Origin of the sequence: Azospirillum sp. CT11-132, from assembly GCF_047302835.1 — a bacterium.
In the GTDB taxonomy this organism is placed as follows: domain Bacteria; phylum Pseudomonadota; class Alphaproteobacteria; order Azospirillales; family Azospirillaceae; genus Azospirillum.
Genome location: NZ_JBGLZA010000003.1, coordinates 2,255,965 through 2,280,904, shown reverse-complemented (window position 1 = coordinate 2,280,904; position 24,940 = coordinate 2,255,965). Strand labels below are relative to the sequence as shown.

Here is a 24,940-nt window from a genome sequence, read left to right as displayed (position 1 = left end):
CAACTCGCCAAGCCTCCATCGCCCGCTTTTTGTACGAATCATGCATTTTTTTGACGATTGGCGACACATCCAGTTTGCTTCACGTCCTATCTGATCCGCTTTCCGTGCATGACCATGCCGGTTGGGACGGCTGGGAGACGGCTGGTATAATGCGGTGCGGAACACAACCGACGCGCTTATTCCCTCCCGGAGCCGACATCTTGTCCCTGGCCCCCAAATCTGCGGCTCCCATCGCCCTGACGCCGGACGAACGCCGCATCACGCTGGTGATCGCGGCGGTACAGTTCATCAACATCCTCGATTTCATGATGGTGATGCCGCTCGGTCCCGACTTCGCCCGGGCGCTGAACATCCCGGCGGCGCACATCGGCTATATCGGCGGCAGCTATACCGCCGCTGCGGCCTTGGCCGGGCTGATCGGCTCGATGCTGCTCGACCGCTTCGACCGACGCCGGGCGCTTGCCGTCGCCATGGCCGGACTGATCGTCTCCACGGCATTGGGCGGGCTGGCCTGGGACTTTCCATCGCTGCTGGCGGCGCGCGTGCTTGCCGGACTGTTCGGCGGCCCGGCCGTCGCGGTCGCGATCGCCACGGTGACCGATCAGGTGGCGCCGCAGCGGCGGGGGCAGGCGATGGGTGCGGTCATGTCCGCCTTCTCGCTGTCGGCCATCGCCGGGGTGCCGGTGGGGCTGGAGCTGGCGCTCTATGGCGGCTGGCGGCTGCCCTTCTTCGCGGTGGCCTTCGCCGGCCTGATTGTCGCCGTGGCCGCCATCGCCATCCTGCCGCCGCAGCGCGCGCATCTCGCCGGAACAGGGGTGAAGACGGGGGCCTGGGTACGGATGACGGCGCTGCTGTCGCGCCGCAAGGTCTGGCTGGCCTATGCCACCGTGGCGCTGGTGCAGGTTCAGCAGTTCATGATCGTCCCCAACATCGCCGCCTATGTGCAGGGCAATCTGGGCTTCCCGCGCGACCATCTGAGCCTGGTCTATATGACCGGCGGCATGCTGAGCTTCTTCGCCGCGCGCTGGGCCGGGCGGCTGGTCGACCGCCATGGCTCCAGCGCCGTCACCTTCGCCGCGACGGTGGGGCTGAGCCTGGTGATCTTCTTCGCCTTCATCGGCTACCGGCCCTGGATGCCCGTGCTGGGGCTGTTCCCCTTCTTCATGACCTTCGTCGGCATCCGCATGGTCGCCAACGGCGCCGCCTTCTCCCGCGTGCCGGACCCGCAGGAACGCGCCGGATTCATGGCGCTGGTGTCGGCGGTGCAGCATCTCAGCTCCGCCTTCGGCGCCTTCCTGTCGGCGGAGATCCTGACCAACGGCGCCGACGGCCGGCTGGAGCATGTGACGACCATGGCGACCATCTCCATCACCATTGGGCTTGCCGTGCCACTGCTGACCCTGTGGCTGGAGCGGGCGACGCGCCCGGCACCGCCACCAATGATCGCCGACGCCGTGCTGGACGGGGGCGGGCAGAGCCGTTAGCTTGCCGCCGAACCGCAAACGATCTTCGGAATGATGCCCATGCGCCCCTCCGGCCGCGCCTTCGACCAACTGCGCACCGTCTCCCTCGAGCCCGGCTTCAGCCGCTATGCCGAGGGCTCCTGCATGGTGCGCTTCGGCAACACGCATGTGCTGTGCACCGCCAGCGTCGACGAGACGGTGCCGCGTTTCCTGAAGAACACCGGGCTCGGCTGGGTCACCGCCGAATACGGCATGCTGCCGCGCTCCACCCACAGCCGCACCGACCGTGAAGCGGCGAAGGGCAAGCAGTCCGGCCGCACCCAGGAAATCCAGCGCCTGATCGGCCGTGCGCTGCGCGCCGTCACCGACCGGTCTGCCATGGGCGAGAAGCAGATCAAGATCGACTGCGACGTCATCCAGGCCGACGGCGGCACCCGCACCGCCGCCATCACCGGCAGCTATGTCGCCCTGCATCTCGCTTTCCAGCACCTGATGCAGATCGGCGCGCTGAAGACCATGCCGCTGACCGATCAGGTCGCCGCCGTGTCTTGCGGCCTCTATCAGGGCAATGCCGTGCTCGACCTCGACTATGACGAGGACTCCAAGGCTCAGGCCGACGCCAACTTCGTCCTGACCGGCAAGGCCGGCATCGTTGAAATCCAGGGCACCGCCGAGGAAACCCCCTTCTCCGAGCCGCAGTTCATGGAGCTGCTGGCGCTCGCCCGCAAGGGCGTCAACGAGCTGGTGGCGTTGCAGAAGCAGGTCCTCGGCATCAAGTAAGCCGGCATCTGCCAGAGGTCCATCATCCAGAGGTCCGTTACCATGTCCGCTCCCCGCCGCTTCACCGGCGACACGCTCGTCATCGCCAGCCACAACAAAGGCAAGGTGCGCGAGATCGCCGATTTGCTCGGCCCCTATGTCGCCACCTTCACCTCGGCCGGGGAGCTGGGCCTGCCCGAACCGGAAGAGACCGGGACCACCTTCATCGCCAATGCGGAACTGAAGGCGAAGGCCGCCGCCGCCGCCGGCCATGTCGCGCTCGCCGACGACAGCGGGCTGGTGGTGCCGGCGCTGAACGGCGATCCCGGCATCTATTCCGCCCGCTGGGCCGGCCCGTCCAAGGACTTCGCCATGGCGATGCGGAAGGTCGAGGACGGGCTGACAGGGAAGGCGGACCGTAGCGCCTATTTCGTCTGCGCCCTGTCGCTCGCCTGGCCGGACGGCCATGTCGAGACGGTTGAAGGCCGCTGCTACGGCACGCTGGTGTGGCCGCCGCGCGGTCCCCACGGCTTCGGCTATGACCCGATGTTCCTGCCGGACGGCCATGAGCTGTCTTTCGGCGAGATGGATCCGGCCAAGAAGCACGAGATGAGCCACCGCGCCGACGCCTTCCGCCAGCTGGTGGAGCGGTGTTTCCAGTGAGCGTGTCTGATCCTGGTTTTGCCGTCTACGTCCATTGGCCCTTCTGCAAATCGAAGTGCCCCTATTGCGATTTCAACAGCCATGTCCGCGAGCGGGTGGACCATGACCGCTGGCGGGCAGGGCTGCTGCGCGAGCTGGACCATTACGCCGACCTGACCGCCGGCCGCACGGTCACCTCGATCTTCTTCGGCGGCGGCACCCCGTCGCTGATGGAGCCCTCGACCGTCGGTGCCGTCATCGACCGTGTCGCCCAACGCTGGCCGGTAGCCGACGGGCTGGAGGTTACGCTGGAGGCCAACCCGACCTCCATCGAAGCCGACAAGTTCCGCGCCTTCCGCACAGCCGGGATCAATCGCGTTTCGCTGGGCATCCAGGCGCTGGACGACGCCAGCCTGAAATTCCTCGGCCGCCAGCACAATGCGGCGGAGGCGACCGGCGCCATCGAGCTGGCGGCGCGGACCTTCGACCGCTTTTCCTTCGACCTGATCTATGCCCGTCCCGGCCAGACGGTGGCGGCCTGGCAAGCGGAGCTGGCGCGGGCGCTGGATTACGCGGTCGGCCATCTGTCGGTCTATCAGCTGACGATCGAGGAAGGCACCGCCTTCTATCCGCTGCATGCCCGCGGCGATCTGGTGCTGCCTGACGAGGATGTGGCCGGCGATCTCTACGAGGCGACGCAGAGCCAGCTGACGGCGGCCGGGCTGCCGGCCTACGAGATTTCCAACCATGCCCGCCCCGGCGAGGAAAGCCGCCACAACCTGACCTATTGGCGCTATGGCGATTATGTCGGCATCGGCCCCGGCGCCCATGGCCGGCTGACGCTGGATGGCGGGAAGTCCGCCACCCGCGCCCACCGCGCCCCGGAGATCTGGCTGGAACGGGTGGAGCGCGACGGGCATGGTGCCGCCGCCCCCGATCCCATCGACCGTGATGCCCGCGGCACCGAACTTCTGATGATGGGCCTGCGCCTGAGCGAGGGGGTGCGGCTTGCCCGTCTGGTGGAGGAAACCGGCCGGACTCTCGACGATTTCGTCGATCCGTCGGCACTGTCCCGCCTGATCGACGGCGGTTTCCTGACGCGCGATGCCGACCGTCTGGTTGCGACATCGGAGGGGCTACAGCGTCTGAACGCGGTGCTTGGGGCAATTCTGGCGTAAGATCCCGTGTCTTCAATGGGGAAAGGGCAGGGGATGCTCATCAGTCTGATCGTCGCCGCCGCAACGAACGACGTGATCGGCCGTGATGGCCGGCTTCCCTGGCATCTTCCCAGCGACCTGCGCCGGTTCAGGGAATTGACGATGGGCAAGCCGATCCTGATGGGTCGGAAGACCTGGGACTCCCTGCCGCGCCGCCCACTGCCCGGCCGCGACAATCTGGTGGTGAGCCATCGGGGCCTCGTCGGCGAGCATGACGGCGCCCGCTGGTTCACCGGTCTCGGGGCGGCGGTGTCGTGGGCACAAGGCTCCGGTGCGGCCGAACTGTGCGTCATCGGCGGTGCCGCCCTGTTCCGCGAGACGCTGCCGATCGCCGATCGCCTGCACCTGACCCGCATCGAAAGCACCGTGGACGGCGACACGGTGATGCCGCCCATCGGGGCGGAATGGGCAGAGGTGTGGTCGAGCGCGCCCATGGAAGAGAATGGGCTGTTCTATCGCTACATCGATCTCGAAAAGGTGCGCGGGTAGGGGGCGAGCGCCCCCAATAATCCCGTTACTCTTCGCCGCCCAGCCGGTGCAGAACGTCGTCCAGCTGGTCGAGCGTCTGGTAATGGATGGTGATCGTCCCGCGTTGCCCCTGCGGATTGATCGCGACCTTCAGACCGATGCGGGCGGAGATTTCCTCCTCGAGATTGATCAGGTCGACGTCCTTCATCGCCGGAGCGTTGCCGGATCCGCCGTTCGCGGCCTTGCCTTTCTTCGCCTTCGGCTGATCGCCGCGCATCAGGTCTTCGGTCTGGCGGACGTTCAGGCCGCGCGTCACCACCTCGCGGGCTACGGCGGCCGGATCCGGGGCGGTCAGCAGGGCGCGGGCATGGCCGGCGGTCAGCGCGCCGTCCTGAACCATCGACTTGACGGGATCGGGCAGGGCCAGCAGGCGCATCATGTTGGCGACATGGCTGCGGCTCTTGCCGACGGCGCGGGCCAGATCCTCCTGCGTGTGCTCGAACTCCTCCATCAGGCGGCGATAGCCCTCCGCCTCTTCCAGAGGAGTCAGATCCTGGCGCTGGATGTTCTCGATCAGCGCGATTTCCAGCGCCTCGCGGTCGCTGAGATCGCGGATGACGACCGGAACCTCATGCAGGCCGGCGATCTGCGCGGCGCGCCAGCGGCGTTCGCCGGCGATCAGCTCATAGGAATTGGCATCCTCGCCATCTCGGCGGACGAGAAGGGGCTGCAGGATGCCCTTGTCGCGGATGGAGTCGACGAGGCCCTGGATGGCCTCCTCGTCAAACTTCCGGCGCGGCTGGTATTTGCCGGGGTGCACGAACTCGATCGGCACCTGCTTGGACTGCCGCACCTTGTCGAGTGCCGAGTAATCCTCGGTCGCCTCGCCGAACAGGGCGGAAAGGCCGCGGCCCAGGCTGGCGCGGCGGGCGCCCCCTTGCTTGGTGTCGTCGATCATGCGGTCAGTCTCTTCTCACGGCGCAGCACCTCGCCCGCCAGATGGATGTAGGCCTGGGATCCGGGGCAGCGCATGTCGTAGATCAGCACCGGCTTACCGTGCGACGGCGCCTCCGACACCTTGACATTGCGCGGGATGACGGTGTCGTACACCTTCTCCCCGAAGAAGCCGCGGACGTCCGCCGCCACCATGTCCGACAGGTTGTTGCGCTTGTCGAACATGGTCAGCACGACGCCGTGGATGTCCAGGTTCGGGTTGAAGGCGCGCTTCACGCGTTCGATGGTGCGGACCAGATGGCTGAGACCCTCCAGCGCGTAGAACTCGCATTGCAGGGGGACCATCACCGCATGGGACGCGACCAGAGCGTTCAGCGTCAGCAGGCCCAGCGCCGGCGGGCAGTCGATCAGGACATAGTCGTATTCGAGCGCGCTGTTGGCGACCGCCTCGCGCAGTCGGAACTCGCGGCGCTCGGCACCGACCAGCTCGATCTCGGCACCCGACAGATCGACCGAGGAGGTGATGATCGACAGGTTCGGCACCGAGGAGGGGGTCGCGGCCTGCTCCAGCGATACGTCGTCGAACAGCACGTCATAGATGCCGACGCGGCGGTCCGAGCGGGGGATGCCGAGACCGGTGGACGCATTGCCCTGCGGGTCGAGGTCGATCACCAGCACCCGCTTGCCGATGACGGCGAGCGCGGTGGCGAGGTTGATCGTCGTCGTGGTCTTGCCCACGCCGCCCTTCTGGTTGGCAATCGCAACCACGCGGGCAAGGGGACGGGTGACGGCAGACATGGCAGCCTCTCGGGAGTCCGGTTGGCGGGAAGAAGGCGGAGGGAGAGTGTCAGGCACGGTTTTCACGCACGCTCAAGGTCACTCACACGCAGGATGGTTCCGCTCGGATCGGTGCGGCTGTCAAATCGCTCCGTCCGCAGTCTCCAATATTGCGTGGCAGCGGTCAATTCGTCGTCCAGCGCAGCGCCCTTCAGGAACAGGCACTTGCCGCGCGATCCGATGAAGGGGTGGGCCCAGCCGAACAGGTCGGTCAGCGGCGCCAAAGCGCGGGCGGTGACGACATCGGCTTCGATGCCGGTGACGGTTTCGATCCGCTTCGTGTGGACGGTGACCGGCGCTTCGCAGACCCGCGCGACCTCGCGCAGGAAGGCGCATTTGCGCACGTCGCTCTCGATCAGATGCACCTGCGGCACACCGAGGACGGCGAGCACCAGACCGGGGAAGCCGGCCCCGCTGCCGAAATCGACCAGCACCCGCGTGCCGTCCGGCAGCAGCGGGTAGAGCTGGGCGGAGTCGAGGAAGTGACGCTTCCAGGCGTCGGGCAGGGTGGAGGGTCCGACCAGATTGATCTTCGGCTGCCACTTGCGCAGCAGACCTTCATAGGCGATCAGGCGGTCGAGCGTTTCACGTGAAACACCGGTGGCCTCCTGAAATGCAACCGCATCGAACCCGCTCATTCGGCGGCCACCCCGGACGAGACCACGTCGCGGCGCTTCACATGGCGGAGCAGGGCAACCAGCGCGGCCGGGGTCATGCCGGGAATGCGGGCCGCCGCACCCAGCGTCGCCGGACGCGACTGGCGCAGCTTCTGCCGTATTTCGGCGGACAGGCTGCCGATGCCATCGACATCCAGATCGTCGGGCAGAGCAAGGGACTCGTCCTTGCGGAAGGCACGGATGTCGGCCTCCTGCCGGCCGAGATAGCCGGCATATTTGCCGTCGATCTCCAACTGCTCGGCAATCTCCGGCGCGATCTCGCCAAGCTCCGGCCATAGGCGGGCGAGGGCGGCGAGGTCGATGTCGGGATAGCGCAGCAGGTCGGCAGCACTGCGGCGCACGCCGTCCTGGTTCACCGCGACACCCTGGCGGGAGAGTTCGGCCGGCGTCGCCTGCAGCGAGGCGACAAGCGCACGACCGGCCGACAGTGCAGCGCTCTTGGCGGCGAAGACATCGCGACGCTCGGAGCCGACGCAGCCTATGGCGATACCCTTGTCGGTCAGCCGCTGGTCGGCGTTGTCGGCGCGCAGCAGCAACCGGTATTCGGCGCGCGAGGTGAACATGCGGTAGGGCTCGTTGGTGCCCCGGCCGATCAGGTCGTCGATCAGCACGCCGATGTAAGCGTCGGCGCGATCGAGGACGAAGCCCTCGCGGTTGCCGCTTGCCGCCAGCGCGGCGTTGATGCCGGCCATCAGACCCTGGGCCGCCGCCTCTTCATAGCCGGTGGTGCCGTTGATCTGACCGGCCAGGAACAGGCGCGGCGCCCGGCGGGTCTCCAGCGTCGGCTTCAGTTCACGCGGATCGACATAATCATATTCGATGGCGTAGCCGGGGCGGATCATCACGACCTTCTCCAGCCCCGGCATGCTGGCAAGGATACCGAGCTGCACGTCGCGCGGCAGGGAGGTGGAGATGCCGTTCGGGTAGACGGTGGGGTCGTCCAGACCTTCCGGTTCGAGGAAGATCTGGTGCTTCTCCTTCTCGGCGAAGCGGACGACCTTGTCCTCGATGGAGGGACAATAGCGCGGACCGGTGCCGGTGATCTGGCCGGAATACATCGGCGCGCGATGCAGGTTGGCGCGGATCAGGGCATGAGCTTCCGGCGTCGTCCAGGTGATCGCGCAGTCGATCTGCGGCGTGTCGATCCGCTCCGTCATATAAGAGAAGGGCGGGGGCGGCATGTCGCCCGGCTGCTTCTCCAGCGCGTCCCAATCGATGGTGCGGCCGTCGAGGCGCGGCGGCGTGCCGGTCTTCAGACGGCCGAGCGGGAAGCCGAGACGAGCCAGCGTGTCGGACAAGCCGATGGACGGCGCTTCGCCAACGCGGCCGGCGGGGGTGCGCTCCTCGCCGATGTGGATCAGGCCGCGCAGGAAGGTACCGGTGGTCAGCACCACCGCGCCGGCGCGGATGGACTCGCCGGCCCCGGTAACGACGCCGGTGATGCGCTGGTCAGCATCGACGATCAGATCCTCGGCGCCGCCGGCTTCGATGAACAGGTTCTCCTGTTCGGCCAGCAGCGACTGCATCGCCTGCCGATAGAGCTTGCGATCGGCCTGAGCGCGCGGACCACGAACGGCGGGACCCTTGCTACGGTTCAGGATGCGGAATTGGATGCCGCCGCGGTCGATGGCCTTCGCCATCACGCCGTCCAGCGCATCGATCTCCCGCACCAGATGGCCCTTGGCCAAACCGCCAATGGCGGGGTTGCAGGACATCTCGCCGATGGTTTCGACCTTGTGGGTCAGCAGGAGCGTACGCGCACCCATGCGCGCTGCCGCCGCAGCCGCCTCACAGCCGGCGTGACCGCCGCCGACAACGATGACATCAAAGTTCCGCATGCGCGGGACCATAACCGAACGACGCCAGGGATCCAAGAGGCGGGGCGGGGACAAGTGGGACACATCAGCGTTGTTTCACGTGAAACATGCCGTCACTTGCCGCTGTCACTTGCCAATGCAGAAGTCGCGGAAGATCACGTCCAGCAGATCCTCCACATCCACCCGCCCGGTGATGCGTCCTAGCGCCCGGCTGGCGAGACGCACATCCTCCGCCGCCAGCTCCGGCAACGGCGCGTCCAGCGCGCGCAGCAGCGACTCCCGGCATTCCATCAACGCGGCACGATGGCGGGCGCGGGTCAGAGACGGGGCGCTGCCGATGGCGAGCCGATCGGCGCTGAATGCCGTCAGCGTTTCCTCCAACGTCTTCAGACCGGTGCCGGTGTGGGCAGAGACCAGGATCGGGGCCAGATCCGGTCGCAGGTCGGTGGCCGTCGCGAGGTCAGTCTTGTTGAACACCACCACGGTGTCGCGGTCGATCAGGTCCAGCGTCGCCGGGTCGAGATCGGGCAGGGTGGTGGCATCGAACACCGCCACCTTCACATCGGCACGCGCCGCCCGGTCGCGGGCGCGGCGGATGCCTTCCTCCTCCACCTCGTCGGCAGCAGCCTCGCGCAAGCCTGCGGTGTCGGCCAGCACGACCGGATAGCCGCCGAGGTCGAGATGCACCTCGATGATGTCGCGGGTGGTGCCGGCGCGGGCGGAGACAATGGCAGCGTCACGTCGGGCGATCGCATTCAGCAGGCTCGACTTGCCGGCGTTCGGCGCGCCGACGATGGCGATGTGCAGCCCTTCGCGCAGACGCTCGCCCCGGCCGCCGTCATCGAGATGCGCTGCGATCTCATCGGCCAGCCCGGCGATCACCGGACGCACGGCATCGGCGACACCGCCGGGCAGATCGTCCTCGGCGAAGTCGATGTCGGCTTCAATATGGGCAAGAGCGCGGGTCAGCCGCTCCCGCCAGCCGTCATAGAGTTTGCCGAGCGCACCCTCCATCTGCCGCAAGGCCTGTCGGCGCTGGGCGGTGGTCTCGGCATCGATCAGGTCGGCGACCGCCTCCGCCTCCGTCAGGTCGAGCTTGCCGTTCTCGAAGGCGCGGCGGGTGAACTCGCCCGGTTCGGCCAGTCGCAGGCCGGGCAGGGTGGCAAGCGCCTCGATCACGCCAGTGACGACGGCGCGTCCGCCATGCAGATGCAACTCCACCACATCCTCGCCGGTGAAGCTGGCGGGGGCGGTGAAGCGCAGGACCAGCGCGTCGTCCAGCGCATCGTCGGTGCGCGGATCGCGCAGCTTGGTCAGCACGGCGCGGCGGGGAGCTGGCAGGGGGCGGCCGGTCAGCGCCGCGAGGGCGGATCCGGCCTCGGGCCCCGAAATGCGAACCACCGCCACACCGGAGCGGCCGGGGGCGGTGGCGAGAGCGTAGATGGTGGTGAACATCGGATAGGATCAGCCGCGCTGCTCGGGCCGCAGCTCCCGCTGCTCCGGCGTCAGCATCAGACGCTCGACATGGCGGCCTTCGACCAGATGGGTCTGCAGGATTTCATCGACGTCGCCGGTGCTGTGGTAGGTGTACCAGACGCCTTCCGGATAGATCACCAGCGTCGGACCCAGCTCGCAGCGGTCGAGGCAACCGGCGGAATTGATCCGCACCTTGCCGTCGAAGCCGAGTTCACGGGCTCGGGCCTTCATATAGTCGCGCAGCTTCTCCGACCCGTGGGCGGCGCAGGATCCGCGGCGATGCCCATCGGGGCGACGGTTGGTGCAGCAGAAGACATGGGCTTCGAAATAGGGCTTTTGCGCTTCAATAGGATGGTCGGTCACTTTCTTCCTTCCTGGCCCAGGGCAGACGCCATCTGGGACCAAAACATCTTCTGCATCTGCTCCATGCCCTGGATGCCGGCGGGGAGCCAGGTCTTCAGCATGGTCTCCGGGTCCATGGCCTGGAGGTTCGCACGCATGCGTTCCTGGATCTCCTGCATCATGGCATCCTGCATCGGCTTCACGTCGGGCAGGCCCAGGAAGTGCCGGGCCTCGTCCGGGGTACAGTCGATGTCGACGGTGATTTTCATGGGAACCCCCTCCAGACCCGGATCGGGTGCCGGATCCGGCACCATTGCAGGCATTGGCCGTGTTGATTTTGGGGTTGAGCGCCGCGGCGGCTCATGCCCCACTATACAGATAGGATGCACTGGCGCAACGCCACCCCGGCGCCACCTATTGATTCACGACACACCAACAGATCGGACACCGCCATGCCCGCCACTCCGTTGGGCGCGAACCTGCTAGGCCGGGAGACGAGCCCCTATCTGCTGCAGCACAAGGACAACCCGGTGCACTGGATGCCCTGGGGGCCGGAGGCCTTCGCCCGTGCCAAGGCGGAGAACAAGCCGGTGCTGCTGTCGGTCGGCTATGCCGCCTGCCACTGGTGCCACGTGATGGCGCATGAGAGCTTCGAAAATCCCGAGATCGCCGGGCTGATGAACGAGCTGTTCATCAACATCAAGGTCGACCGGGAAGAGCGGCCGGATCTCGACACCATCTACCAGTCGGCACTGGCCCTGCTGGGACAGCAGGGCGGTTGGCCGCTGACCATGTTCCTGACGCCGGATGCGGAGCCCTTCTGGGGCGGCACATACTTCCCGCCGGCGCCCCGTTATGGCCGGGCCGGCTTCCCCGACGTGCTGCGCGGCATCGCCGGCACCTATGCCAATGAGTCGGACAAGGTCGGCAAGAATGTCGACGCGCTGAAATCGGCACTCGCTGGGATGGGGGAGAACCGGTCGGCCGGCGCGGTCGATGCCGGGGTGCTGGATCAGGTGGCGCAACGGCTACTGCGGGAGGTCGATCCGATCCATGGCGGCATCGGCAGCGCGCCGAAATTCCCGCAGGTGCCGCTGTTCGAACTGCTGTGGCGGGCATGGCAGCGCACCGGGCGCGAGCCGTTCCGCGAGGCGGTGACCCACACGCTGGCCAACATGGCGCAGGGCGGCATCTACGATCATCTCGGCGGCGGCTTCGCCCGCTATTCGGTCGATGAACGCTGGCTGGTGCCGCATTTCGAGAAGATGCTCTACGACAATGCGGAGCTGCTCGACCTGATGACGCTGGTCTGGCAGGAGACGCGCGATCCGCTGCTGGAAACCCGCATCCGCGAGACGGTCGGCTGGCTGCTGCGCGAGATGATCGCCGATGGTGGCGGCTTCGCCGCGACGCTCGACGCCGACAGCGAGGGCGAAGAGGGACTCTTCTATATATGGCAGGACCATGAGGTCGACCGGTTGCTCGGTCCCGCCCTCGGCGACAACGGTCTGGCGACGTTTAAGCGCGTTTACGAAGTGCTGCCCCAGGGCAATTGGGAGGGCGTCACCATCCTGAACCGGCTGGGCGGTCTGGCACTGGCCGACGACGCCACCGAGGCGACGCTCGCCAAGGGCCGGGAGATCCTGTTGCGGGCGCGGGCCAAGCGGGTGAGGCCGGGCTGGGACGACAAGGTGCTGGCCGACTGGAACGGCCTGATGATCGCGGCGCTGACCCATGCCGCCCTGGCGCTGGACGAGCCGGAATGGCTGGATGCCGCCGGCCGCGCCTTCGCCTTCGTCCGCGACCGGATGGATACGGAAGGGCGGCTCTGCCACAGCTGGCGGCACGGGCAGGGCAAGCATGCGGGGATGCTCGACGATTACGCCCAGATGGCGCGCGCGGCCCTGGCGCTGCACGAGGCGACCGGGGATCCGGCGGCGCTCGATCAGGCGAAGACCTGGGTGGCGACGCTCGACGCCCATTTCTGGGGCGGCGCCAACGGCGGCTATTTCTTCACCGCCGACGATGCGGAAGGGCTGATCGTCCGCACCAAGAGCGTCTACGACAACGCCACGCCCAGCGGCAACGGCACCATGCTGGCGGTGCTGACCACCCTGTTCCAGCGCACCGGCGAGGATGCCTATCGCGAGCGGGCAGAGGCGCTCGCCGCCGCCTTCTCGGGGGAGTTGACGCGCAACTTCTTCCCGCTGCCGACCTTCCTGAACGCGGTGGAGCTGATGACGGCACCGCTGCAGATCGTCATCGTCGGCCCGCCCAAAGCGGCGGAGACCGAGGCGCTGCGCCGGACGGTGCTGGACCGCTCGCTGCCCAACCGCATCCTGACCGTGCTCCCTCCGGAGGCGGATCTGCCCGCCAATCATCCGGCGCAGGGGAAGGGGATGCGCGACGGGACGGCCACCGCCTATGTCTGCTGCGGCATGACCTGCTCGGCCCCGGTGACGGCGTCGGCGGATCTGGCGGCGCTTCTGGCAACGAAAAGCTGACTTCCGGAGAGGAAACCATGGCGCGTCTTTCCATCGACAGCCCGCTGGGGCCCCTGATGCTGAGCGGGGACGGATCCGCTCTCACCTCGGTCGGCTGGGGCCGCTTCGACCATGACGAACCCGATGGGGTGCTGGCCGAGACGGCACGCCAGCTGGAGGCCTATTTCGCCGGCCGGCTCCAGCGCTTCGACCTGCCGCTGAATCCGGCGGGTACCGCGTTCCGGCGGAGCGTCTGGGACGCGATGCTGGCGATCCCCTATGGCGGCACCGCGACCTATGGCGGGATGGCGAAGATGCTGGGGAGTGCGCCGCGCGCGGTCGGCGGAGCCTGCGGCGCCAACCCGATCCCGATCATCATTCCCTGTCATCGGGTGCTGGCCAGCGGCGGAGCGCCCGGCGGCTATTCCGGCCATGGCGGGCTGGACACCAAGGCTTGGCTGCTGGCGCTGGAACGCCGGCATGCCGGCATAAGCAAAGGAAACGGTGCGGCGGCGGAGCAGTTCGCGTTGCTTTGAGACGTCTGAGAACTCCAAAAAGAAGGGAAACCAAACCACCATGGTTCATGCAATCCGCATCCACGAGCACGGCGGGCCGGAGGTTTTGCGCTGGGACGAAATCGAGGTGGGAGAGCCCGGTCCCGGCCAGGTGCGCATCCGCCAGACCGCCGTCGGACTGAACTACATCGACACCTATCACCGCTCCGGCGCCTACAAGCTGCCGGATCTGCCGGCGGTGATCGGCATGGCGGGTACCGGCGTGGTTGAAGCGCTGGGGCCGGACGTCACCACGCTGAAGATCGGCGACCGCGTCGGCTACGCCATGTCGATCGGCGCCTATGCCGAGAGCCGCCTGATCGCCGCCGACCGGCTGGTGCCGCTGCCGAGCTGGCTCGACGAACAGGCCACGGCTGCCACCCTGCTGCAGGGGTTGACCGCGCAGTATCTGCTGCGCAGCACCTATGTGGTCCAGCCCGGCGATACCATCCTGGTGCAGGCCGCCGCCGGCGGGGTGGGGCTGCTGCTGTGCTCCTGGGCGCGGCATCTCGGCGTCACGGTGATCGGCACCGTCGGGTCGGAGGAGAAGGCAGAACTGGCGAAGGCCCATGGCTGTCACCACACCATCGACTACACCCGCGAGGATTTCGTCCAGCGGGTGAAGGATCTGACGGACGGGCAGGGCGTGCCGGTGGTCTATGACGGCGTCGGCAAGACGACCTTCTTGAAGGGGCTGGACTGCCTGCGGCCGCGTGGGCTGATGGTGCTGTTCGGCGCCGCGTCTGGCGCGCCGGCGCCGCTGGATCTGGGGCTGCTGGCGACGAAGGGGTCGCTCTATGTGACGCGGCCGACGCTGGCGACCTACACCGCCAAGCGGGAGGATTTGATGGCGTCCGCCGCGGATCTGTTCGACGCGGTGAAGAACGGCGGGGTGACCTTCACGGTCAACCAGCGCTTTGCATTGAAGGACACGGCGGAGGCGCATCGGGCGCTCGAAGCGCGGGCGACGACGGGGTCGACGGTGCTGGTGCCGTAAGGGGGTTAAATAGGTGCGAGGTTAAACCCCCACCTATCCTCCCCCGCTGGGCGGGGGAGGGACTGCCGCCACTCTACCGAACAAGCACTTACTCCCTCTCCCGCCCAGCGGGGGGGGGGCGGGGTGGGGGCAATCGACGCGGACTATTCCACCGCCCAAAGCGGGTTCTTGATCTTCTTCAGCATCTCCGCATGCGCCGCGGCCTCATCGTCGCTGACGGCGAAGGCGCGGGCTTCGCGGAAGGGGCGGTCGATGCGGACCGGGCCGGTGGGACCATTCTTCGATGCGGGACCGCCGGCGAAGGACAGGCCGGTCTGCCGGCCACCCAGCAGCTCCAGATAAACTTCGGCCAGCAACTGGGCGTCGAGCAGCGCGCCGTGCAGGGTGCGGTTCGAGTTGTCGACGCCGAAACGCTTACAAAGCGCGTCCAGGGTGGCGGGCGAGCCGGGGAACTTCTGCCGGGCCATCAGCAGCGTGTCGATGGCGCGGTCCTTCGGCATCACCGGATGGCCGGCGATCTTCAGCTCCCAATTCAGGAAGTGCATATCGAAGGCGGCGTTGTGGATCACCAGCGGGGCGTCGCCGATGAAGGCAACGAAGTCGGCGGCCACATCGTTGAACAGCGGCTTGTCGGCCAGGAATTCCGAACTCAGCCCATGGACGGCGAAGGCCTCCGGCGGCATATCGCGTTCGGGGTTGAGATAAACGTGGAAGCGTTCGCCGGTGGTGAGGTGGTTGACCAGCTCGATGCAGCCGATCTCGACCAGCCGGTGACCCTCCTCCGGCTTGAAGCCCGTGGTTTCGGTGTCGAGAACGATTTCACGCATGATGGATCTGCCCTGGTTGATAGCCGCGCGGCGGCCAGTGCCTGCCCGGCCGCCGTTCCACGTCGCGCACAATGCCCTGAAGCGCCCGCCGCGTCACCAGCCGACCGGCCCCGGTCGGCACGACATAGTCGGCGCGTTGCCGCTTCTCCGCATCCGGCATCTGGCGGGCGAGAATGCCGGCGAACTTCTCCGCCGTCATGCCCGGCCGGGCCAGAACGCGGGCGCGCTGGACGGCGAAGGGGGCGGAGACAACGATGGTGGCGTCGACGCGCCGCTCGCCATGGGTCTCGAACAGCAAGGGGATGTCCAGCACGGCGATCTTCGCGCCACGCCGCGCGGCACGGGCAAGGAAGTCGCGCTGCGCCGCCTGGACCATCGGGTGCAGGATCGCCTCCAGCCGCTTCAGCGCATCGGCATCGCGGAACACCGCCGCTCCCAGCGCCGGCCGGCTGACCGCGCCGTCGATCACCACGCCGGGGAAGGCGGCGTCGATGGCCGACACCGCCCGGCCGCCGCGGCCGAGCAACCCATGCACCACCGCGTCGGAATCGCAGACCGGGGCGCCCATCGCCTGCAGCATCCGGGCAGCGGTGCTCTTGCCCATGCCGATGGAGCCGGTCAGGCCCAGCACGATCATGACCCGAGCCTCAGCCTTCCAGGACGAAGCGGGTCAGGTCCGGCGTCACCTGCGGCTCGACGCCGAACCAGGCCTTGAAGCCGGGACGCGCCTGATGCAGCAGCATGCCGATGCCGCCGGCCACCGGGTTGCCGCGCGCCCTGGCCTCGGCCAGCAGCGGGGTTTCCAGCGGCACATAGACGATGTCGTTGACGACGGCCGAGACGGGCAGGGCGCGTAAAGGCAGGTCAAGCGCCGGCTGTCCCGCCATGCCCTGGGTGGTGGTGTTGACCAGCAGAGCGGCGCCGTCGAGCGCGGTTTCACGTGAAACCCAATCGACCACCGTCACCCCGCCATTCAGGCCAACCGCGGCCAGATCCGCCGCCAACTCCTCGGCGCGGGCGCGGGTGCGGTTGACCAGACGGACCTCCGGCGCACCGGCATCGAGCAGGGCGACCACCACGGCGCGGGCGGCACCGCCGGCACCGATCACCACCGCCGGACCGCGCTCCGCCGTCCAGTCCGGCTGTTCGGCACGCAGATTCTCGATGAAGCCGAAGCCGTCGGTGTTGCCGCCTTCCAGCGCGCCGTCCTCGGCCACCACGATGGTGTTGACCGCCCCCATGCGCCGCGCGGTCTCGTCGAGCCGGTCGACGGTGCGGAAGGCGATCTCCTTCAGCGGGACGGTGACGTTGCAGCCGCGAAAGCCCAAAGCGGGCAGGGCACGGATCGCCTGCTCGGCACGCTCGGGCGCCACCGCCAACGGCACATAGGCCCCGTCGATTCCATACTGGCGCAGCCAGAATCCGTGCAGCCGGGGGGACCGCGAATGGCTGATCGGCCAGCCCATCACACCGGCGAGCTTGGCCTTGCCGCTGATAAAGTGACCCACCGTCATTCCCTGCCCACTCCATGCACGCGCAGAAAGCCGAGCAGCGGCAGAAGCGGCAGCCCGAGGATGGTGAAGAAATCGCCCTCGACCCGATGGAACAGCTGCGCCCCCAGCCCTTCCAGCTGGTAGGCGCCGACCGAGTGCAGCACGTCGTCGCCGACGCGATCGAGATAGTCGTCGAGGAAGGCTTCGCTGAAATTGCGCATGGTTAGCCGGGCACTGTCGATCTGGTGCCACATCCGTTCGCCGTTGCGCACCACCACGGCACAGCTGACCAGCCGGTGGGTCTTGCCGCGCAGGTCGAGAAGCTGGGCGCGGGCCGCGGCGCGATCGGCCGGCTTGTCGAACCAGCGCCCTTCGCATTCCAGCATCTGATCGGCACCGACCACCAGCGCACCGGGGTGGCGGCGGGTGATGCGCTGGGCCTTCAACTCGGCCAGGGCTTCGGCGACGATGTCGGCGGAGACGCCCTCCGCCCGGCCGGCGGCCTTCACCTCGTCCTCATCGACCAGCGGCTTGTCGAGGATCGCGGTCACGCCGGCCTGCTCCAGCATCGCCGCGCGCGTGCGCGAGCCCGACGCCAGGACGAGCTTGGGAGCCGTGCTCACGTCTTCTTTCCTTCCGGGCTGAAGTTGGCGCTCTGGCGGCGGGCGAGCAGCATCATGATCTCGGCCGCGGTCTCTTCGATGGAGCGGCGGGATACGTCGATCACCGGCCAGCCGCGCCGGCTGAACAGGCGGCGCGCCTCCTGGACCTCGGCGCGGACCAGCTCGGGGTCGGCGTAGCTGGAGCCCTCGCCCTGGTTCAGCAGCTTCAGACGGTTGCGGCGAATCTGCACCAGCCGGTCGGGGTCCTTGGTCAGCCCGACGATCAGCGGCCGGGTCAGCAGGTCCAGTTCCGCCGGCAGCGGGCTGCCCGGCACCAGGGGGATGTTGGCCGCCTTGATGCCGCGGTTGGCCAGATAGATGCAGGTCGGTGTCTTGGAACTGCGCGACACGCCGATCAGCACCACGTCGGCCTCGTGCAGGTCCCAGTTCGACTGGCCGTCGTCGTGGGACAGGGCGAAGTCGACGGCGTCGATCCGGCTGAAATACTCGGCGTCCAGCACATGCTGGCGGCCGGGCTGGCGCTGCGATTCCACGCCCAGGAAGGCGGCGAGCGCGTTGATCAGCGGATCGAGCACGGGGATGCAGGGCACCTGCATCTCGCGGCAGAAATCCTGCAGGCGGCGACGCAGCGTCTCGTCGACCAGCGTGAACATCACCAGCCCGTGGTTGTCCCGGATCCCCTCCAGCACGAGGTCGAGCTGGCGGTCGGTCCGCACCAGATTCCAGAAATGCTCGATCGGCCGAACGTCGTCGAACTGGATGACGCAGGCGCGCGCCACGCTGTTGATGGTCTCGCCCGTCGCATCGGACACGAGATGTAGGTGGAACTCTTTCATCCGTCCCCAACATTCTGTGGAGAACCCGGCCCAGATCTGTGGACAACCGGATCCGCCTTCGTTTCGTCCCGACCGGGGGACTCCTCCTCCCCGATACGGCCAAGTGCGGAACAACTCCGCCGACCGCTTCGGAAGCTGGGAAGATCCGGCCCCGTCCGCCCTGTTATCCACGGGACTCCCGTTCGTCCAGCTATAGCATTTCCGCCGTTTCCGACGGTAGTGCTCCGAATCGTCCACAGATCCGCACACATGGACGCACAAGCCCCCGGATCTGTGGATAGATTCGCTTGAGTCGGGGATCACCGTTATCCACAGGCATCCACCTCATCCTCTTCCTTTCTCCCATTAAAAAATATAGTGAAGAAGAGGGGATAAACCCGTCCCGGAATCCGGCGCGGAATCGGCGTTGGAATCGCAGGGATTCAGATTCGCAAGTCCCAGATTCGCAAAGCCAAGGAACGCACCGTCTTGTCCGCCACCAGCTCCGACGTCCAGAATCAGGCTTCCCAGCCTGCCCTGAAGCCGATGCTCGCCGCCCTGGCGGGAGAGGTGCGGACGCGTCCGCCCTTCTGGCTGATGCGTCAGGCCGGACGCTATCTGCCGGAATATCGCGAGCTGCGGGCGAAGGCCGGCAGCTTTCTCGATCTCTGCTACAACCCCGATTTCGCGGTCGAGGTGACCTTGCAGCCGCTGCGCCGTTACGGCATGGACGCGGCGATTCTGTTCTCCGACATCCTGGTGGTGCCGCATGCCCTGGGGCAGCCGCTGGCCTATCTGGAGGGGGAGGGGCCGAAGCTGGATCCGGTCCGCAACGTCGAGGACCTGAAGCGCCTGTCGCGCGACCGCTTCCACGAGACGCTGGCACCGGTCTACGAGACGGTGCGCCGGCTCTCCACTGCGATTCCGGAGGGCACGACGCTGATCGGCTTTGCGGGGGCTCCCTGGACCATCGCCTGCTACATGGTCGAAGGGGCGGGCTCCAAGGAGTATGCGCACGTCAAGCGCTGGGCCTATGGCGACCCGGCGGGATTCGGCCAGCTGATCGACCTGATCGTCGAGGTGACCGCCGACTATCTCTGCCGCCAGATCGAGGCGGGGGCCGAAGTGGTGCAGCTGTTCGACAGCTGGGCCGGCGTTCTGCCGGTGGCGGAGTTCCGCCGCTGGGTGATCGAGCCGACGCGGCGGATCGTCGCACTGGTGAAGGAGAAGCACCCGAACACGCCGGTCATCGGCTTCCCGCGCGGCGCCGGCCATGCCTATGAGGAGTATGTCGCCGGGTCCGGCGTCGATGCCGTGGGGCTCGACACCACCGTCCCGCCGGTGTGGGCGGCGCAGACTCTCCAGACGCGGCTGCCGGTGCAGGGAAACCTCGACCCGATCATGCTGGCGGCGGGCGGCAAGGCGCTGGAGACCGCGACGCGCGACATCCTGGAGGCGTTGGCCGGCGGCCCCTTCGTCTTCAACCTGGGCCATGGCGTCATCCAGTCGACCCCGCCGCAGCATGTCGCCGATCTGACCCGCATCCTGCGGGAATGGCCGGGGCGCGGCTGAGGCTTTCCGGCGGACCGGCGCTAAGGGGCTGAAAAAGCGACGGAGGGGGTCTGGACAGAGCGACGGCGACGCTCCAGTTTAGCGGGCACCATGAGCCAGCAATTTTCCCAGACCTCCGCCTCGACCACTGCAACGCCCGGCGGCCGGCCGCGGCGTGTCGCCGTCGTGCTGTTCAACCTCGGCGGTCCGGACGCGCCGGAGGCGGTGCGGCCCTTCCTGTTCAACCTGTTCGCCGATCCGGCCATCATCCGGCTGCCGAACCCGTTCCGCTTCCTGATCGCCAGCCTGATCAGCGGACGGCGGGCCAAGCCGGCCACCGCGATCTATGCCCAGCTCGGCGGCAAGTCGCCGCTGCTGGAGAACACGGAAGCCCAGGCGGCGGCGCTGGAAGCAATGCTGGCGGCAGATCCGGCAGCAGATCCGGCCGGGGAGGGGGCGGAGACCAAGGTCTTCATCGCCATGCGCTACTGGCACCCGATGAGCGCCGAGACGGCCGCCCGGGTGAAGGCGTACGACCCGGATCTGGTCGTGCTGCTGCCGCTCTACCCGCAATTCTCCACTACCACCACGGCGTCGAGCGCCAAGGCGTGGCATGAGGCGGCGAACACCGTCGGACTGACGGCGCCGACGAAGCTGCTGTGCTGCTATCCGACCCAGCCCGGTTTCATCGACGGCACGGCGGATCTGATCCGTCCGCTGTACGAGGCGGCCAAAGCCCATGGCAAGCCGCGCGTCCTGTTCTCCGCCCACGGGCTGCCGAAGAAGGTGGTGGCCTCCGGCGACCCCTATCAGTGGCAGTGCGAACGGACGGCAGAGTCCATCGCCGCGGCGCTGGGCATCGACGATCTCGACTGGATCAACTGCTACCAGAGCCGCGTCGGCCCGATGGAGTGGATCGGCCCCAGCACCGACGCCGAGATCCGCCGCGCCGGCCAGGACGGCGTGCCGATCCTGGTGGTGCCGATGGCCTTCGTGTCGGAGCATTCCGAGACGCTGGTGGAGATCGAGGTCGAATACCGTCATCTCGCCAAGGAGGCAGGGGTGCCGCACTTCACCCGCGTGCCGACCGTCGGGGTGCATCCCGGCTTCATCGACGGGCTGGCGGCGCTGGTGCGGCAGACGGTCGCGGGCAAGGCGGCGATCTGCTCCCAGAAAGGCGACCGGATCTGCCCGTCCAACTTCTCCGGCTGCCCGCAGGCGCGGCCCTGAACCGCAAAGAAAGAAGGGACACGCCCGGTGCTGTACGATTGGATCAAGGCGCTGCACGTCATCAGCATCATCGCCTGGATGGCGGGGTTGCTCTACCTGCCGCGGCTGTTCGTCTACCACTGCCAAGTGCCGGCCGGATCCGAGGCGTCGGAAACCTTCAAGGTGATGGAGCGCCGCCTGCTGCGCGCCATCATGAACCCGGCGATGATCGCCTCCTACGTGTTCGGCATCACCATGATCGTGCTGACGCCGGAATGGATGAAGCAGGGCTGGCTGCACGCCAAGATCCTGTTCGTGCTGCTGCTGACCGTCAGCCACATGATGATGGCCCGCTGGCGCCGGGACTTCGCCGAGGACCGCAACACCCGGCCGCAGCGCTTCTTCCGCATCGCCAACGAGGTGCCGACGCTGCTGATGATCGGCATCGTCATCTTCGTCATCGTGAAGCCCTTCTGACCGCCGGCAGGTGAACGCGCCGTCTTCCACCTCCCGGAAAAAGCGGAATCCGCGACCTGTGCGGGTTTCGCTTTCGTTTGACTTGCGCCCGCCGATCCGATAACCATGTCAGGACCACGGGGTTTTCGCCCCGCGGCCTCCCACGCCCACATCTGCCGATCCGACGCTCTGACTTTGAGCCGGGCCTGGTGGCTGGCGATCCGCTCCCGTGCGACCATGATCCGGACGCCCTGGCGCGCACCCGCCTATGCGCCACCCGCTGCCCACCCGACGCGACCGCGTTGCGGCGTCCCCCGCTGCCAACCGCCGTCGGCCGGACCTTCTGGCACCTCCCATCCCCAAGGCCACTCCCCCGCATGACGATTTCACAGGCAATCCGATGCATCTCCAAGAGCTGAAGTGCAAAAGCCCCGCTGAACTGCTGGCGTTCGCGGAGGAGCTTCAGATCGAGAACGCGAGCACGCTGCGCAAGCAGGACATGATGTTCGCGATCCTGAAGCAACTGGCCGAAAACGATATTCCGATCTTCGGCGACGGCGTGTTGGAGGTGCTGCAGGACGGGTTCGGCTTCCTGCGCTCGCCGGAAGCCAATTATCTGCCGGGTCCCGACGACATCTATGTCAGTCCCAGCCAGGTGCGCCGCTTCGGCCTGCGCACCGGCGACACGGTGGAAGGGCAGATCCGCTCGCCCAAGGACGGTGAGCGCTATTTCGCCCTGCTGAAGGTCAACACCATCAACTTCGATACGCCGGACAAGGTCCGTCACCGTATCAACTTCGACAACCTGACGCCGCTCTATCCGGAAGAACGCATCCGGATGGAGGTCGAGGACCCGACCAAGAAGAACCTCACCGGCCGCATCGTCGACTTGGTGGCGCCGCTGGGCAAGGGACAACGCGGGCTGATCGTGGCGCCGCCGCGCACCGGCAAGACGGTGATGCTGCAGAACATCGCCCACTCGGTCGCCACCAACCACCCCGAAGCCTATCTGATCGTCCTCTTGATCGACGAGCGTCCGGAAGAAGTGACGGACATGGCCCGCTCGGTCCGCGGCGAGGTCATCAGCTCCACCTTCGACGAGCCGGCGACCCGCCATGTCCAGGTCGCGGAAATGGTGATCGAGAAGGCCAAGCGGCTGGTCGAGCACAAGCGCGACGTGGTCATCCTGCTGGACTCGATCACCCGTCTGGCCCGCGCCTACAACACTGTCGTGCCGTCGTCGGGCAAGGTGCTGACCGGCGGTGTCGACGCCAACGCCCTGCAGCGTCCCAAGCGCTTCTTCGGTGCCGCCCGCAACGTGGAAGAGGGTGGATCGCTGACCATCATCGCCACCGCGCTGATCGACACCGGCAGCCGCATGGACGAGGTGATCTTCGAAGAGTTCAAGGGCACCGGCAACTCGGAAATCGTGCTGGACCGCAAGCTCTCCGACAAGCGCACCTTCCCGGCCATCGACATCTCCAAGTCGGGCACCCGCAAGGAGGAACTGCTGGTCGACAAGGGCACCATGTCGAAGATGTGGATCCTGCGCCGCATCCTGATGCCGATGGGCGTGACCGACGCGGTCGACTTCCTGGTCGACAAGCTGAAGCACACCAAGTCGAACAACGAGTTCTTCGAGAGCATGAACCAGTAGGGGCCGGAACCGGGGCCGGATCTGCCGGCCCCTCGCCTGGACCTTCAGGGAGCGTCATTCCCGCGAAGGCGGGGAACCATGCTTCCCCTGACGGTCGCTTCCAAAGGTTCTGGATTCCCGCATTCGCGGGAATCACGGCCGGATGGGGCGGCAGACGGTTCGGATAGCACAAGAAAAAGGGCGGGGGCCTTTCGGCCACCCGCCCTTTTTCTTTCCGGATCCGCCCGATCCCGCTTGGGATCAGAAGGGCGGCTGCTGCGGCTGTTCGGCCTGCTGGCCCGACTGGCGGTGGTACAGCTCGGCGAAGTCGATCGGGTTGATCATCAGCGGCGGGAAGCCGCCTTCGCGGGTGGCGCTGGAGACGATGGCGCGGGCGAACGGGAAGATCATCCGGGCGCCTTCGATCATCAGGACCGGGCGGTGATGCTCTTCCGGCAGGCCGGGGAACTGGAACAGCGCGCCATAGGCCAGCTCGACCAGGAAGGCCACGGATTCGCCCTGGCGGGCCTCGCAGCGCAGGTTCAGCGTCAGCTCATAGATGTCGTCGCCGACCTTCTGGCCCTGGACGTCGACACCGATGTTCACCTGCGGCTGCGGCTGGTTCGGCAGCAGGCTCTGCGGGGCGTTGGGGTTCTCGAACGAGAAGTCCTTCACATACTGCGCGAGGACATGCATCGGCAGCGAAGAGGTCTGCTGCTGCTCGGCGCCGTTGCTCATCTGATCGGACATAACGGACTCCTAATCGCCGGCTGTCGTCCCGGCCATCGTTCCGCATCGGGAAGGGGCGGGGACGGTGGGCCGACCCGGATGTGAGGTGACAGGGGTTGGTTCGCGACGGTTGTGCCTTCGCCCAAGGGGCTGGCTATCACGGATCGGTCGTCCTGCCAACGGAAACCGCCGGCCCGCCGGCCGGTCAGCGCCGCTCATCCGGGCGGTGCTTCCCCCATTGGGAATCGGTCAGCCGGGGCGCGTCGCGGTCGTCGGTTTCCTCGCCCATCTTGCCCTCGCCCATCTTGCGCTCGTTTGGCGTGACGTCGCGGTAGTCGCCGTCGATCACGCCGGGCACACCGGGGGTGGGGCGGAAAGGATCATCGGTCTGGCGGGGGCCGTCCGCGCCGAAACCGGGGCCGCCAAAACCCCCGGCTCCGAAATTGCCGGCGCCGAAGCCGGGACGGCCGGCGGTGGTGAAGACCGGTATCCCGGCCCCCATGCGGCCGAGCAGCCAACGGCCGATGCCGCGGCGCAGCGGCCCGATCAGCAGGGCGATGCCCAGGATGTCGGTCAGGAAGCCGGGGATGATCAGCAGGATGCCGGCCAGCACGGCGCAGAAGCCGTCCAGAACGGTGCCGATCGGCGCCTCGCCGCGGGCGGCTGCGGCCTGGGCGCGGGTCAGCGAGGCCAGACCCTGGTGGCGGACCAGCAGCACACCCACCACCGCCGACAGGACCAGCAGCCCGATGGTCGGCCCGGCGCCGATCCAATCGCCGACCTGGATGAATCCGACGATCTCCAGGATCGGCAGAAGAAGGATCAACAACAGGGGATTCATGGTGTCCTTGCTCTTCGGGCTCGCTGCCCCTATCTAGGTTTGGATAGGTCGTCCGGTCGAAACACCGTCGGCCT

General features: G+C 67.3%; 26 protein-coding genes. 12 read left to right on the top strand and 14 right to left on the bottom strand.

The window, feature by feature from the left end:
* Positions 1-200: 200 nt before the first annotated feature.
* Genes ACCD06_RS16760 through ACCD06_RS16740 form a run of 5 tightly spaced genes read left to right on the top strand, consistent with a single transcriptional unit; the run spans position 201 to position 4,570 of the window.
* The gene (locus ACCD06_RS16760; protein WP_413341927.1) at positions 201-1,484 is read left to right on the top strand and encodes an MFS transporter; all 1,284 of its coding nucleotides are present in this window, start codon (positions 201-203) and stop codon (positions 1,482-1,484) included.
* Between the two features lie 39 nt (positions 1,485-1,523).
* Positions 1,524-2,243 carry a ribonuclease PH gene (rph, locus tag ACCD06_RS16755; protein ID WP_109074941.1) on the top strand — a complete coding sequence of 240 codons (720 nt, stop codon included), beginning with the start codon at positions 1,524-1,526 and terminating at the stop codon, positions 2,241-2,243.
* A gap of 42 nt (positions 2,244-2,285) precedes the next feature.
* The gene (gene rdgB / locus ACCD06_RS16750) at positions 2,286-2,885 is read left to right on the top strand and encodes an RdgB/HAM1 family non-canonical purine NTP pyrophosphatase (RefSeq protein ID WP_413341925.1); all 600 of its coding nucleotides are present in this window, start codon (positions 2,286-2,288) and stop codon (positions 2,883-2,885) included.
* Positions 2,873-4,042 carry a radical SAM family heme chaperone HemW gene (hemW, locus tag ACCD06_RS16745; RefSeq protein ID WP_413341923.1) on the top strand — a complete coding sequence of 390 codons (1,170 nt, stop codon included), beginning with the start codon at positions 2,873-2,875 and terminating at the stop codon, positions 4,040-4,042. The genes rdgB and hemW overlap by 13 nt, the downstream gene beginning before the upstream one ends.
* A 33-nt stretch (positions 4,043-4,075) precedes the next feature.
* On the top strand, positions 4,076-4,570 hold the full coding sequence (locus tag ACCD06_RS16740; RefSeq protein ID WP_413341921.1) for a dihydrofolate reductase: 495 nt from the start codon (positions 4,076-4,078) through the stop codon (positions 4,568-4,570).
* A gap of 25 nt (positions 4,571-4,595) precedes the next feature.
* Here ACCD06_RS16740 and ACCD06_RS16735 read toward each other — a convergent pair whose 3' ends face one another.
* The 7 genes from ACCD06_RS16735 to ACCD06_RS16705 form a co-directional block, all read right to left on the bottom strand.
* Positions 4,596-5,507, bottom strand: coding sequence for a ParB/RepB/Spo0J family partition protein (locus tag ACCD06_RS16735; protein ID WP_109074937.1), 912 nt, complete (start codon positions 5,505-5,507; stop codon positions 4,596-4,598).
* Positions 5,504-6,301, bottom strand: coding sequence for a ParA family protein (locus ACCD06_RS16730; protein ID WP_109074936.1), 798 nt, complete (start codon positions 6,299-6,301; stop codon positions 5,504-5,506). Before ACCD06_RS16730 ends, ACCD06_RS16735 begins: the two co-directional genes overlap by 4 nt.
* Positions 6,302-6,363: 62 nt before the next feature.
* Positions 6,364-6,978, bottom strand: a complete 615-nt coding sequence (rsmG, locus tag ACCD06_RS16725; RefSeq protein ID WP_413341918.1) for a 16S rRNA (guanine(527)-N(7))-methyltransferase RsmG — start codon at positions 6,976-6,978, stop codon at positions 6,364-6,366.
* Positions 6,975-8,855 (bottom strand): tRNA uridine-5-carboxymethylaminomethyl(34) synthesis enzyme MnmG, encoded by a 1,881-nt coding sequence (mnmG, locus tag ACCD06_RS16720; RefSeq protein ID WP_413341916.1) that lies wholly within the window; start codon positions 8,853-8,855, stop codon positions 6,975-6,977. Before mnmG ends, rsmG begins: the two co-directional genes overlap by 4 nt.
* A 105-nt stretch (positions 8,856-8,960) precedes the next feature.
* The gene (gene mnmE, locus ACCD06_RS16715) at positions 8,961-10,289 is read right to left on the bottom strand and encodes a tRNA uridine-5-carboxymethylaminomethyl(34) synthesis GTPase MnmE (RefSeq protein WP_413341914.1); all 1,329 of its coding nucleotides are present in this window, start codon (positions 10,287-10,289) and stop codon (positions 8,961-8,963) included.
* A gap of 9 nt (positions 10,290-10,298) precedes the next feature.
* A complete protein-coding gene (locus tag ACCD06_RS16710) occupies positions 10,299-10,673 on the bottom strand; it encodes a (2Fe-2S) ferredoxin domain-containing protein (protein ID WP_413341912.1) in 375 nt (124 codons plus the stop codon).
* Positions 10,670-10,921: a DUF6489 family protein gene (locus tag ACCD06_RS16705; protein WP_063635627.1), complete on the bottom strand. Its 252-nt coding sequence runs from the start codon at positions 10,919-10,921 to the stop codon at positions 10,670-10,672. The genes ACCD06_RS16710 and ACCD06_RS16705 overlap by 4 nt, the downstream gene beginning before the upstream one ends.
* A 183-nt stretch (positions 10,922-11,104) precedes the next feature.
* Between ACCD06_RS16705 and ACCD06_RS16700 the strand changes: the two genes are divergently transcribed.
* From ACCD06_RS16700 to ACCD06_RS16690, 3 genes are read left to right on the top strand one after another with little or no spacing between them, the layout of a single operon-like run.
* Positions 11,105-13,156 carry a thioredoxin domain-containing protein gene (locus ACCD06_RS16700; protein WP_413341910.1) on the top strand — a complete coding sequence of 684 codons (2,052 nt, stop codon included), beginning with the start codon at positions 11,105-11,107 and terminating at the stop codon, positions 13,154-13,156.
* 17 nt (positions 13,157-13,173) lie between these two features.
* Complete coding sequence (locus tag ACCD06_RS16695) at positions 13,174-13,671, top strand: methylated-DNA--[protein]-cysteine S-methyltransferase (protein ID WP_413341908.1); 498 nt, start codon at positions 13,174-13,176, stop codon at positions 13,669-13,671.
* 40 nt (positions 13,672-13,711) lie between these two features.
* Positions 13,712-14,686, top strand: coding sequence for a quinone oxidoreductase family protein (locus tag ACCD06_RS16690; protein WP_109074930.1), 975 nt, complete (start codon positions 13,712-13,714; stop codon positions 14,684-14,686).
* A gap of 143 nt (positions 14,687-14,829) precedes the next feature.
* Here the strand turns inward: ACCD06_RS16690 and dnaQ are convergent, their stop codons facing one another.
* Genes dnaQ through ACCD06_RS16665 form a run of 5 tightly spaced genes read right to left on the bottom strand, consistent with a single transcriptional unit; the run spans position 14,830 to position 18,465 of the window.
* On the bottom strand, positions 14,830-15,513 hold the full coding sequence (dnaQ, locus tag ACCD06_RS16685) for a DNA polymerase III subunit epsilon (protein ID WP_413341906.1): 684 nt from the start codon (positions 15,511-15,513) through the stop codon (positions 14,830-14,832).
* Positions 15,506-16,150: a dephospho-CoA kinase gene (gene coaE / locus ACCD06_RS16680; RefSeq protein ID WP_413341904.1), complete on the bottom strand. Its 645-nt coding sequence runs from the start codon at positions 16,148-16,150 to the stop codon at positions 15,506-15,508. Before coaE ends, dnaQ begins: the two co-directional genes overlap by 8 nt.
* A 10-nt stretch (positions 16,151-16,160) precedes the next feature.
* Positions 16,161-17,027, bottom strand: coding sequence for a shikimate dehydrogenase (locus ACCD06_RS16675; RefSeq protein ID WP_413341902.1), 867 nt, complete (start codon positions 17,025-17,027; stop codon positions 16,161-16,163).
* Positions 17,024-17,629, bottom strand: coding sequence for a Maf family protein (locus ACCD06_RS16670; protein WP_109074926.1), 606 nt, complete (start codon positions 17,627-17,629; stop codon positions 17,024-17,026). Before ACCD06_RS16670 ends, ACCD06_RS16675 begins: the two co-directional genes overlap by 4 nt.
* Positions 17,626-18,465, bottom strand: coding sequence for a pyruvate, water dikinase regulatory protein (locus tag ACCD06_RS16665; protein ID WP_085086922.1), 840 nt, complete (start codon positions 18,463-18,465; stop codon positions 17,626-17,628). Before ACCD06_RS16665 ends, ACCD06_RS16670 begins: the two co-directional genes overlap by 4 nt.
* Before the next feature lie 525 nt (positions 18,466-18,990).
* Between ACCD06_RS16665 and hemE the strand changes: the two genes are divergently transcribed.
* The 4 genes from hemE to rho all read left to right on the top strand — a co-directional run bounded on the left by hemE (position 18,991) and on the right by rho (position 23,317).
* On the top strand, positions 18,991-20,016 hold the full coding sequence (gene hemE, locus ACCD06_RS16660; RefSeq protein WP_413342513.1) for a uroporphyrinogen decarboxylase: 1,026 nt from the start codon (positions 18,991-18,993) through the stop codon (positions 20,014-20,016).
* Between the two features lie 90 nt (positions 20,017-20,106).
* Positions 20,107-21,225 carry a ferrochelatase gene (hemH, locus tag ACCD06_RS16655; RefSeq protein ID WP_413341900.1) on the top strand — a complete coding sequence of 373 codons (1,119 nt, stop codon included), beginning with the start codon at positions 20,107-20,109 and terminating at the stop codon, positions 21,223-21,225.
* Positions 21,226-21,252: 27 nt separating this feature from the next.
* A complete protein-coding gene (gene hemJ / locus ACCD06_RS16650; protein ID WP_136704824.1) occupies positions 21,253-21,681 on the top strand; it encodes a protoporphyrinogen oxidase HemJ in 429 nt (142 codons plus the stop codon).
* A gap of 379 nt (positions 21,682-22,060) precedes the next feature.
* Positions 22,061-23,317 carry a transcription termination factor Rho gene (rho, locus tag ACCD06_RS16645; RefSeq protein WP_085086916.1) on the top strand — a complete coding sequence of 419 codons (1,257 nt, stop codon included), beginning with the start codon at positions 22,061-22,063 and terminating at the stop codon, positions 23,315-23,317.
* A gap of 240 nt (positions 23,318-23,557) precedes the next feature.
* Here rho and secB read toward each other — a convergent pair whose 3' ends face one another.
* Both secB and ACCD06_RS16635 read right to left on the bottom strand, forming a co-directional pair.
* Positions 23,558-24,046: a protein-export chaperone SecB gene (gene secB, locus ACCD06_RS16640; protein ID WP_109074923.1), complete on the bottom strand. Its 489-nt coding sequence runs from the start codon at positions 24,044-24,046 to the stop codon at positions 23,558-23,560.
* A gap of 184 nt (positions 24,047-24,230) precedes the next feature.
* Complete coding sequence (locus ACCD06_RS16635; protein WP_413341897.1) at positions 24,231-24,866, bottom strand: FxsA family protein; 636 nt, start codon at positions 24,864-24,866, stop codon at positions 24,231-24,233.
* Positions 24,867-24,940 lie beyond the last annotated feature (74 nt).